Origin of the sequence: Synechococcus sp. PCC 6717 (assembly GCF_022698185.1) — a bacterium.
Classification (GTDB): Bacteria; Cyanobacteriota; Cyanobacteriia; order Thermosynechococcales; family Thermosynechococcaceae; genus Thermosynechococcus; species Thermosynechococcus lividus.
This window is the reverse complement of sequence record NZ_JAKLTV010000058.1, coordinates 1-10521: the sequence shown is the minus strand read 5'-3', so window position 1 is coordinate 10521 and position 10521 is coordinate 1. Positions and strand designations below refer to the sequence as shown.

The following is a 10521-nucleotide window of genomic DNA, read 5'->3' as shown; positions in this document are numbered from 1 at the left end:
CTTTGAGGTTGTCGAGGCCACCAATATCCGCAATGGTTTCCTGAGCGGGATAAAAGTCAAGAATTTGGGTTTGCCGCAGGATTTGACAGGCATTCGAGATAGAATCAACCAGCAACCGAGAAACACGACCGAGCGGAGACGGTCTAACAGTTGGGCGTTCTATCAGTTGCGACAATTCTTGGAAAAAAAGGGTATAAAGGAAGGAGTGGGGGTGGTTGCTGTACCACCTGCCTATACCAGTCAAACCTGCCATTGTTGCTTTCATATTGGGTTGAGAACTGAAAAAAAGTTCAAGTGTGGGCATTGCGGATGGATTGGTGATGCAGACCTAAATGGAGCAATCAATATTGCGCTTTTGGGGCAGTCCGTAACGCTGCCTGGAGGCTCCTGGCTAGCTTGCGAGATAGCCGGAGGGCTACAGAAAGCCTCGCCCTTCTAGGGCGGGGAAGTTTACGTTCACTTTAGCGTCGCCTAAAGACCAGTCGCTATAATAAGGGCGATCGCGGTGGAACCACTGCCGCTGTGTGGTAACTGTACATGCTCTCATCCGGCTCTCACTACCCGATCTTTGGTCCTGAAATCCGCTGCCCCCACTGCCGACAAGTGATTTCGGCCTTAACGCTGACGGATACTTACCTTTGCCCTCGCCATGGCCCCTTTGAAGCGGATGCAAAAACTCAAGAACTCATGCATCTACAGTCAGGGCGGATTTGGCGACTCTGGGACGGCGAGTGGTATCGCCAACATACTCACCCCGACGGTATTCGCTTTGAAATTCACGATGCCCTCGATCGCCTCTATACCCAAGGCTACCGAGCAACAAAGGTCATTATTGCCCAACGCTACCGCGACCTATTTTGTGCCTACCTCGAACGCAATACCCCTTGGCGTGGCTCCACAGATCCACAAATGCTGCGCCTGTTTGGCCTACCCGTCGAGTTTAGCCCCCCCGCTAACACCGATGAACGCTGGGACGTGATTAACTTTGATCTGGAAAAGGAACCGGGTGCTCCCATCCGTCCTCCCTACTTTCGGATGTTTGACTAGGCCACGCCGCCCAAGCAAGAGAATGGAGTTAGGTGTGTCAGACCCAGAAATGACCCTTGGCGACTGTGGCGAGCACCAATTAATCGAGCGGTTACGGCTCTACTGCGCCCCTTCAATGATTGGAGATGATGCCGCTGTCTTCGCACCGCCCCAAGATCAACAGATGGTCTTCAGTACAGATGTACTGGTGGATGGGGTGCATTTTAGCTTGGGGATGGCCAGCCCAGTGGTGACCATGACCCCATTTGATGTGGGGTGGCGTGCCGCCGCTGCCAACCTTTCCGACATCGCCGCCATGGGGGCAACACCGATCGGGATGACCGTGGGTATGGCTGCCCCTAGTCACTGTCCGGTAGCAGTCATCGAGGACATTTATCAAGGACTGGCGGCCTGTTGCCACACCTATGGCACTGCTATTTTCGGAGGGGACACCTGCCGCTCTGGGGTACTCAGCCTAAGCATTAGTATTTTGGGCGCTGCCCCACCAGAGCGACTCATTTACCGCCATACTGCCCGCCCCGGAGATCTAATTCTTGCAACTGGTCTGCACGGTGCTGCCCGCGCTGGCCTCGAATGCTTACTCCAACCAGAATGGGCTGCAACAGTGCCCACAGAACTACGGCAGCTTTGGGTTCACGCCCATCAGCACCCCCAACCGCGTCTAGATGTGGTGCAGTGGCTCTGGCAGCAGTCTCCTGCGCCACGGGTGAGTGGGATGGATAGCAGTGATGGGTTAGCCGATGCAGTGCTACAAATTTGTGCCGCTAGTGGTGTTGGCGCTATTCTTTCAGCCGAGGCTATTCCCAAGCTGCCCTACCTAGACCCAGAACAAGCCTTAGCTTGGGCACTCTACGGCGGTGAAGATTTTGAACTCGTGCTGTGCCTGCCCCCGGCGATCGCCCCGGATTTGTGCGCTATGGCGGGTAACCATGCGGCAATCCTTGGCGAAATTACCGCAACCCCTGAGGTTCTCCTGCAACAGGGCAAGACCTTGCGTCCGCTTCAGCATCAGCACATCTTTCAACACTTTAGCCGCTAATGATCCCCCTAAAATTATGGCGAAAAAGTCAAGGAATATTACAAAAATTCATAAATAGTCGCAGCGATCGCCGCCAAGTGCCCATGAATTTATACATTTCTTAAAAAATAGCTGACCCATCCCCGAATCGTTCTAATCTAAGTTAGCGCGTTAACCAAAAGTAAAGGGAGCCTCTTAGTAACCATGGTTGTCAAAGCAAGTGGTGGAAGCTCGGTTGCCCGCCCGCAACTTTATCAAACTGTCCCCGTTTCAACAATTATTCAAGCAGAGCAGCAGGATCGTTTTTTGAATCGTGGTGAACTAGACGAGCTTGCTGTCTATCTGCGTTCTGGCAGTAAACGGCTGGAAATTGCCACCACCCTCACCCGCAACGCGGATATTATTGTCTCCCGAGCCGCCAACCGCATCTTTGTCGGTGGCTCTCCCATGGCCTTCCTCTCCCGTCCCAGCACTGAAGATACCCCGCAGTTCACCACAGGGGCAACTGGCCAAGCCATTGACATGAAAGAAGCCATGAAACTGGGTACCGCCACCTACGTAGATACCCGCGGCGGTTTCCTAGAAGGATTACGGTCAGTGTTCAGTGCCTCAGGAGGGGGAGCTCCAGCAGGCTTTAAGCCCATCAACATCGCCCGCTATGGCCCTGAGCGGATGCAAAAATCCCTGCGGGACTTAGATTGGTTTTTGCGGTACACCACCTACGCCATTGTGGCAGGGGATCCAAACATTCTCGCCGTCAATACCCGTGGCCTGCGGGAAATCATTGAAGCAGCTTGCTCCACCGATGCCACCATTGCCGCACTGCAAGAAATGAGCCGTGCTGCTGCCAGCTATTTTGAGAAAGATGCCGAGGGTCGCGCCATTGTCGAGCAATACTTTGACGTGCTGCTGAAGGAATTTATTGCCCCCGCCCCGTCAGATAAACTGCGGCAGCGTACCTCCAGTGACCTACAAGGATTGCAACTACCGCAAATTTACTTCAATGCTGCGGAGCGCCGCCCTAAATTTGTCATGAAACCCGGTCTCTCAGCCTCCGAGAAAACCGAAGTTGTCAAAGCGGCCTATCGGCAAATCTTTGAGCGGGATATTTCCCGTGCCTATGGTCTAGGGATTTCGGATCTAGAGTCGAAGGTGAAAAACGGCTCCATTTCCATGAAGGAATTTGTGCGACGACTGGCAAAGTCTCCGCTATATCGCAAAAACTTCTACGAACCCTACATCAACAGCCGTGCTCTTGAGTTAGCCTTCCGCCATATCCTTGGGCGCGGCCCCTCCAGTCGCGAAGAAGTGCAAAAGTACTTTGCCATTATCTCTAACGGTGGTCTGCCAGCCTTAGTGGATGCCCTAGTGGATTCTCAGGAGTACAGCGACTACTTTGGCGAAGAGACCGTGCCCTACCTGCGGGGCTTGGGGCAAGAAGCCCAAGAATGCCGTAACTGGGGGGCGCAGCAAGACCTATTCAAGTACAGTGCTCCCTTCCGCAAAGTGCCACAATTTATCACCACCTTTGCTGCCCAAGATCAACCCCTGCCCGATCAGCATCCCTACGGCGCAGGCAACGATCCCCTCGAAATTCAGTTTGGAGCCATCTTCCCGAAAGAGAAGAAAAACCCCAACACCCGTCCCCAACCCTTCAACAAAGATACGCGCCGCATTCTCATTAACCGTGGCCCTGGAATTAATAACCAAGTCAGTAACCCAGCTGCCCGTGGGGTTGCCCCCGGTAGCCTAGGCCCAAAAGTCTTCAAACTGGATCAGTTGCCCAGCATCAATGTCCGGATTGGCAAGCGGTCTGTGGCCACCGGTGGCGATAGTGTCAAGTTTGCCGAAAGCTCGACACAGCGGGTTATTCGGGCTGCCTACCTGCAAGTCTTTGGCCGCGATGTTTACGAAGGTCAGCGCCAAAAAGTGGCTGAGATCAAGCTGGAAAACGGTGAAATCTCGGTGCGGGAGTTTGTGCGAATTTTAGCCAAGTCTAATCTGTTCCGCAGCCTCTACTGGACCCCGCTGTACGTCACCAAGGCGGTGGAGTACATTCATCGGCGCCTGTTGGGTCGCCCAACCTATGGCCGCCAAGAAATGAACACCTACTTTGATATTGCCTCGAAGAAAGGGTTGTACGGCTTAGTCGATGCGATCCTTGACAGCAGCGAGTACAGCGAAACCTTCGGTGAAGATACGGTTCCCTACGAGCGGTATATTACGCCCCAGGGGTTAGCCTTGCGCTCCTTACGCACGGGCAGTATTGGAGAAACTGGCATTAAACCAGAAAAAGCAGAAACACCACGCTTTATCGAGCTGGGGGCTGTAACAGAGCTGCGCACTGAGCCTGCCATTGCATTCCGTGCCAACCAAGGGGTTAGCAAGCAGCGGGAGCAAACCAAGGTCTTTAAGCTAACGCAACTGAACGACAAGCAAAATTTGCAACTGGTGGTTCAGGCAGCTTATCGCCAAGTCTTTGAGCGGGATATTGCCCCCTACATTGTCCGTAACGAGTTTACGGCGCTCGAGTCGAAGCTGGGCAATGGCGAAATTACTCTCAAGGAGTTTATTGAAGCCTTGGGCTGCTCTGAGCTGTATCAGAAAGAGTTCTATACCCCCTACCCCAATACAAAGGTGATTGAGCTGGGGACAAAACACTTCTTGGGTCGTGCCCCCTTAGACCAAGCGGAAATTCGCCACTACAACCAAGTTCTGGCCACTCAAGGGTTAAAAGCGTTTGTTCAAGCGCTGGTCAGTAGTGCCGAATACGCCCAAGTGTTTGGGGAAGATACGGTGCCCTATCGTCGCTTCCCGACGCTACCGGCGGCTAATTTCCCGAACACAGAAAAACTCCACAATCAACTCACGAAGCAGAGTGATGCAATTGTGGTGCCTAGCTTTAGCCCGGTGAAGTCGCGCCTTGATAATACGAAGCTGCCCCTCTTAAGCCGGGCGATCGCCGAGCAGGAGGCAAAATCTCGGCAGCCAGATCCCAGCAAACCGCGCTTTGTGGAATTGGGTCGTTCCTTCAGCAATGGGGATGGCCAGTCCGTAGAGGTGGGGGTGGGTACCACTCGTCGTCGGCCTGCGCGTATTTTCCGCATGACGATGGGGGCACCCGCGTCCGAAGTGGAGCAGGTGATCAACGCCATCTACTGCCAAGTGATGGATGTCTTCAGCGGTAAGGTTCCCAGCCAGTTCCGCCGCAGTGACCTCGATAGCCGCCTGCGCAACGGCGAAATTACGGTGCGGGAGTTTGTGCGAACCTTGGCCAGTTCCGAGATCTATCGCAATCGCTTCTATACCCCTTACCCGAATACGAAAGTGATTGAGTTTCTGTTCCGGCATTTGTTGGGACGTGCCCCGGCCACTCAAACCGAAATTCGCCAGTACAACAAGATTTTGGCGGATCAAGGGCTGAAAGCAGCAGTGGAAACGATGGTCAACAGCCCAGAGTACAGCCGCTACTTTGGCGAAGATGTGGTGCCCTACAAGCGGTTCCCAACCATTCCAGCGGGGAACTATATCGGCAGCGTCAAAGCAGATGCGGATCTGGTGAAACAATCGTGGTCTAGTCTCTCACCCTCCTTGGTGGGAAGCCAGTCCACCAATCGCAGCTAGCTCTTTTGCTAGGATTGCTTAGCAATAGTGTTGTTTACGATGCTATAGGGGTGCAGGGATGTTGTTCCTGTCCCCCTATTTTTTGGCATCTTTTTCCCTAGGGGCGAATGTCTAAATAATTTGCACCAAGAAAATATTTTGGAGGAACCAAAGTTCTGTAAGCTCGGATAGGAGACCCCTGAAGGAGCGTCAGGAGGTTGCTTCGTAAGGTTAATTTGTGCATTTAGGAGAGTTGCGTGGATAACGTCATCGGCTTAGAAATTATTGAAGTAGTAGAGCAGGCGGCGATCGCCTCGGCACGCTGGATGGGAAAAGGCGATAAAAACATGGCAGATCAGGTGGCTGTGGATGCCATGCGCAACCGCATGAATCAGATCCACATGCGGGGTCGGATTGTGATTGGCGAAGGGGAGCGAGACGAAGCGCCGATGCTTTATATTGGCGAGGAGGTGGGCATTTGCACCCGCGAAGATGCGGCTCAGTACTGTAACCCCGAAGAGCTACTAGAAATTGATATTGCGGTTGACCCCTGTGAGGGCACCAACCTCTGTGCCTATGGCCAACCTGGATCCATGGCAGTGCTGGCCATTTCTGAAAAAGGTGGGTTGTTTGCTGCCCCTGACTTTTACATGAAAAAGTTGGCAGCCCCTCCTGCAGCCAAAGGCAAAGTTGATATTCGCAAGTCAGCCACAGAAAACCTAAAAATTCTTGCTGAATGTCTTGATCGTGCCATCGATGAACTGGTGATTGTGGTGATGAAGCGCGATCGCCACAACGACCTGATCAAGGAAATTCGCGAAGCTGGGGCACGGGTGCAACTAATTTCCGATGGAGACGTGTCTGCTGCCCTTTCCTGTGCTTTTTCTGGAACGAATATCCATGCCCTCATGGGAATTGGCGCGGCTCCGGAGGGGGTGATTTCGGCAGCAGCGATGCGAGCCTTGGGAGGACACTTCCAAGGGCAATTGGTCTATGATCCAGCAGTGGTGATGACCAAAGAGTGGGCAGGGCGTACCCGAGAGGGAAACCTAGAGGAACTGAAAAAGGCAGGGATTACGGATCCCGATAAGGTGTACGATGCCCATGAACTCGCCTCCGGGGAAACGGTTCTCTTTGCTGCCTGTGGCATTACCCCCGGGGTTCTGATGAAGGGCGTGCGCTTCTTTAATGGTGGGGCACGTACTCAATCCCTTGTCATCTCTACACAGTCCAAAACCGCTCGCTTTGTTGATACCATCCACATGTTTGACAAGCAGCTGCGATCGCTACAATTGCACTAAACCAACCCAGTACTGATAAACTCCCTCGCTAGAGCCGACAAGTGCCAGAGGGAGTGTTTACCCCCGTTAAGGCAAGGTATTCCTCGTGCCCTTAAACCTTGCAACTCGCATTACCCTTGCTCGCCTGCTCGTGATTCCCGTAATTGTGGCAGTGCTTAGCATTGACCCTAGCTCACAGCATCGCTGGTGGGCAGTGGGCTTGTTTTTGGCGGCAGCACTGACCGACTGGCTAGATGGGTACTTGGCGCGGCGACTCAATCAAGTCACCGATCTGGGTAAGGTACTGGATCCGCTTGTGGATAAGCTGCTCATACTGGTGCCATTATTGCTGTGTATTGAGTGGGGAGAGGTGCCCGCATGGTCGGTGGCACTTATTCTGGTGCGGGAACTGGGCATTGCGAGTTGGCGCATTCACCAATCTCAGATTCAGGGGGCAAGTGTTTGGGGCAAAGCAAAAACCGTGAGCCAGATTCTGGCGGTTACTCTGTTGCTTGCACCCTTACCGGCCCCATGGCACGTGCCCACGATGATGGTTTATGGGGGGGCGATCGCCCTCACCCTAATCTCTGGCTGGACTTACCTGCGTTCGAGCTGAGTGCCAACCCGTCCCGCAATAACCTCCTGGAGTTGTTGCGGATTAATGCGATCCACCCAATAGACTTGGAACGATGGCTGTGCAACTTGATTCACAAAGGTTTGGCTTAAAAAGGGACGTAACTGTTCATTGCGTTGGTTAAATMCCCMAAAAAAGGCACCGCCAATACCCTTGACAAACGGTTCTGCTTGGCGCGGATCAGGGCCAATTAAATCATTGGGTACTGGTAAGACCCCAGCCTCACTCACCCCAATCGTCGAAAAGTGGGTTCCCGGCACCAGCATCGCCAAGTATTTGGGGGAAGCGGCCAGCTCTGTAAAGGGCTGCACCTGCTCGATCAGGGGCGGCGCAAAGACATCCTTGCTACTCGAGATAATGAGAGCAGGGACATTGATATTGGCCATGCCACTCGAGCCAATCAACACACTACTCACCGGATTAACGGCAATCACCGATTTCACCCGTGGGTCAGCATAGTTTGTGGGCTGAGAGGGTGCTCCCAAGCTGCGACACTGCAGAGGAGCAGAAATATTAAAGACAAAGAGGTCGTTGGCGATCGCCTGACAGCGTTGCTGAACCGCCGTCCAATCCACCGTCCCCCCTGCGGCGGCCAAGACCGTGAACCCCCCCATCGATTGCCCAAATAGGCCAACATTATTGGTATCAATATTTAGTGTGGGAGTTTGTTGTACCAACGCCGCCACCGCATCGATGCCATACTTCAAGTCAAGAGGGCGCTGCGCCCAATCCTTTGGGAGGTTTTCGTAATCTACAGGAGCACCAGAGAGAAAACTGCCAATTCGCTGTGCATCTGATCCGATATGAGTGACGGCCAGCACCGCAAATCCATGACTCGCTAAGTGCTCTGCCAGATAGGCAAAGGTCAATCGATCCGATGCTAACCCATGGGAAATGACAATTAACGGTGCAGCGGTGGGGGTGCCCGTTGGTACGTAAAGATCAGCGGGAATACCGTTAGCAGAGCGGTTCGGATTCACAAATTGAATCGTCTGTTTCTGCCACTGAAACGGTCCCTTTTGGCTAGGGTTGGGCACATGAGTAGGCAAAGTCACTGGAGGCTGAAGTGCCGCCAACCGCGCGATAAATTCACGTGTCCGGCGCTCCTCATTGATGGCACGGGTAAACGCACCTACAGCCTTTAGCCCCAAATCACCATTGACGTTGACACTCCGCCCCGGAAACGCCTGCAACACTGTCAAAAAATTGATTCCTGAGGAGGACGAGGCGGCTGTTTTCAAGGCTTGACCGAGTGCCTGCCCCCCATTGCGATCATTATCCGTCCGAATGACTTCTCCAATGCGCTGCAAAAAGACCTGACCGATGGGACTATTCACAAACTGGCGAACACTGGTGGCTTCTAGTCGCACACTTTCATTCAGCGCCTCCCGCAGGTGCGCCCCTTGATCACTCGGAAGGAGACGAATGAGAAACGTTAGCTCCGGACTAGCATTGCCAGTTCTAGCAAAGGTAGCAAGATCACTAACATCAATATTAAACGTGCCAAAGGGAGGATACACTAAGCTAATTCTTTCCGCCGTTAAACCAGCCTGTCCCCAGAGGGCAGCAGCTAAACCGACTAATGAAAGCCATTGCCAAGGCCGCCGTGAGAGCTTGGTTTTTACAATCGCCATTCTGAGGACATCCTCACACATTGCTAGGATACTTAGAATACTATAGTTGACTCAGCACACTATCCGCTAATAGGCAAACTGCACGTGGCACATACCCTTGATGCTACCGAGTCAATGACTTAATCACAAATCACAGCACCTGACCGTATGCTAAATTAAACTATTTGTATCATCCAACGTCAGTGACGGCGGATGAGTTCAGTCGCTAGCCTGCCTAATAAATGCGGTAGGATTGAGATAACATCCCAAGTTTGGGATAGCAGGTATAGCATGTGAGTGAATTGCCCCTATTTCGTTTTGCAAAGCCTATTGAAACAAGTTTTAGTCCAGAAGCTGAGATTGTTGTCTTTTCTGGAGATGTTATTGATTGCCTTGCCCAACTTCCAGACAACTCGATCGCTCTCATTGTGACTTCTCCACCGTATAACTTGGGTAAGGAATACGAGAATCGTGTCTCAATTGAACACTACTTACAATCACAAGCTAAGGTTATTACCCAACTTTATCGAGTTCTACGAAATGATGGCAATATTTGCTGGCAGGTAGGCAATTTTATTCAGAATGGTGAAGTTTACCCTCTGGATAGTCTCTATTACCCAATTTTCAAAGAACTTGGGATGAAGTTGCGCAATCGGATTATTTGGAAATTTGGGCACGGATTACATGCATCGAGACGATTTTCAGGTCGTTATGAAACTATTCTCTGGTTTACAAAATCTGACCACTATATCTTTAATCTTGATTCAGTTCGTGTGCCAGCCAAGTACCCTGGCAAACGTCACTTCAAGGGACCACGTAAGGGAGAACCTTCAGGCAATCCTCTAGGGAAAAATCCCTCTGACATTTGGGAAATCATGTTACAAGATTGGGAAGAATTAGTATGGGATATTCCTAATGTAAAATCAAATCATCCTGAAAAGACAATTCACCCCTGCCAATTCCCTATTGAGCTGGTTGAGCGTTGTGTTCTTGCTCTTACAAATGAAAATGATTGGGTTTTTGACCCCTATATGGGCGTAGGTTCATCTCTTATCGCTGCTGTAATGCACAATCGTCGAGCAATAGGGTGCGAGAAAGAGTCAGAATACGTCGAGATAGCCCGCGAACGTCTTTCAGATTATTTTAATGGCACGCTTCGTTACCGTCCTATCGGAAAGCCAGTTCATCAGCCCACAGGCAAGGAAAAAGTGGCTCAAATTCCCGAAGAGTGGCGGGAAACGTCTCAGGTGCGACTTTTAGAAAAACAGGGTGAATACGAATGATCGTCGCCGGAATTGACTCTTTCAACAGGATAAGCCTAAAGAT

At 52.0% G+C, this 10521-nt stretch carries 8 protein-coding genes; 7 read left to right on the top strand and 1 reads right to left on the bottom strand.

What is annotated here, in order from left to right; translation table 11 throughout:
- From L5470_RS13220 to pgsA, 6 genes are all read left to right on the top strand, one after another.
- A partial coding sequence (locus tag L5470_RS13220) for a zinc ribbon domain-containing protein (RefSeq protein WP_499500245.1) occupies positions 1 to 439 on the top strand: 439 nt, incomplete at its 5' end.
- Between the two features lie 98 nt (positions 440 to 537).
- Complete coding sequence (locus L5470_RS13215; protein ID WP_099799597.1) at positions 538 to 1047, top strand: TIGR02652 family protein; 510 nt, start codon at positions 538 to 540, stop codon at positions 1045 to 1047.
- Between the two features lie 22 nt (positions 1048 to 1069).
- Positions 1070 to 2086 (top strand): thiamine-phosphate kinase, encoded by a 1017-nt coding sequence (thiL, locus tag L5470_RS13210; protein ID WP_499500244.1) that lies wholly within the window; start codon positions 1070 to 1072, stop codon positions 2084 to 2086.
- 183 nt (positions 2087 to 2269) lie between these two features.
- Entirely contained in the window at positions 2270 to 5689 is a 3420-nt protein-coding gene (locus L5470_RS13205) for a phycobilisome rod-core linker polypeptide (protein ID WP_499500243.1), read from the top strand.
- Positions 5690 to 5925: 236 nt separating this feature from the next.
- The gene (glpX, locus tag L5470_RS13200) at positions 5926 to 6969 is read left to right on the top strand and encodes a class II fructose-bisphosphatase (protein WP_448524416.1); all 1044 of its coding nucleotides are present in this window, start codon (positions 5926 to 5928) and stop codon (positions 6967 to 6969) included.
- An 85-nt stretch (positions 6970 to 7054) separates the two neighbouring features.
- A complete protein-coding gene (pgsA, locus tag L5470_RS13195) occupies positions 7055 to 7564 on the top strand; it encodes a CDP-diacylglycerol--glycerol-3-phosphate 3-phosphatidyltransferase (RefSeq protein WP_099799599.1) in 510 nt (169 codons plus the stop codon).
- Here the strand turns inward: pgsA and L5470_RS13190 are convergent.
- Positions 7546 to 9216, bottom strand: coding sequence for an alpha/beta hydrolase (locus L5470_RS13190; RefSeq protein WP_499500242.1), 1671 nt, complete (start codon positions 9214 to 9216; stop codon positions 7546 to 7548). The two genes, pgsA and L5470_RS13190, sit on opposite strands and share 19 nt — an antisense overlap.
- 272 nt (positions 9217 to 9488) lie before the next feature.
- Between L5470_RS13190 and L5470_RS13185 the strand changes: the two genes are divergently transcribed.
- Positions 9489 to 10478 carry a DNA-methyltransferase gene (locus tag L5470_RS13185; protein ID WP_099799601.1) on the top strand — a complete coding sequence of 330 codons (990 nt, stop codon included), beginning with the start codon at positions 9489 to 9491 and terminating at the stop codon, positions 10476 to 10478.
- The last annotated feature ends 43 nt before the right edge of the window (positions 10479 to 10521 follow it).

Bases quoted from the DNA above. Each gene is read 5' to 3' on its own strand.
- thiL (WP_499500244.1), top strand. From the start codon at position 1,070: ATGGAGTTAGGTGTGTCAGACCCAGAAATGACCCTTGGCGACTGTGGC.
- L5470_RS13205 (WP_499500243.1), top strand. From the start codon at position 2,270: ATGGTTGTCAAAGCAAGTGGTGGAAGCTCGGTTGCCCGCCCGCAACTT.
- L5470_RS13215 (WP_099799597.1), top strand. From the start codon at position 538: ATGCTCTCATCCGGCTCTCACTACCCGATCTTTGGTCCTGAAATCCGC.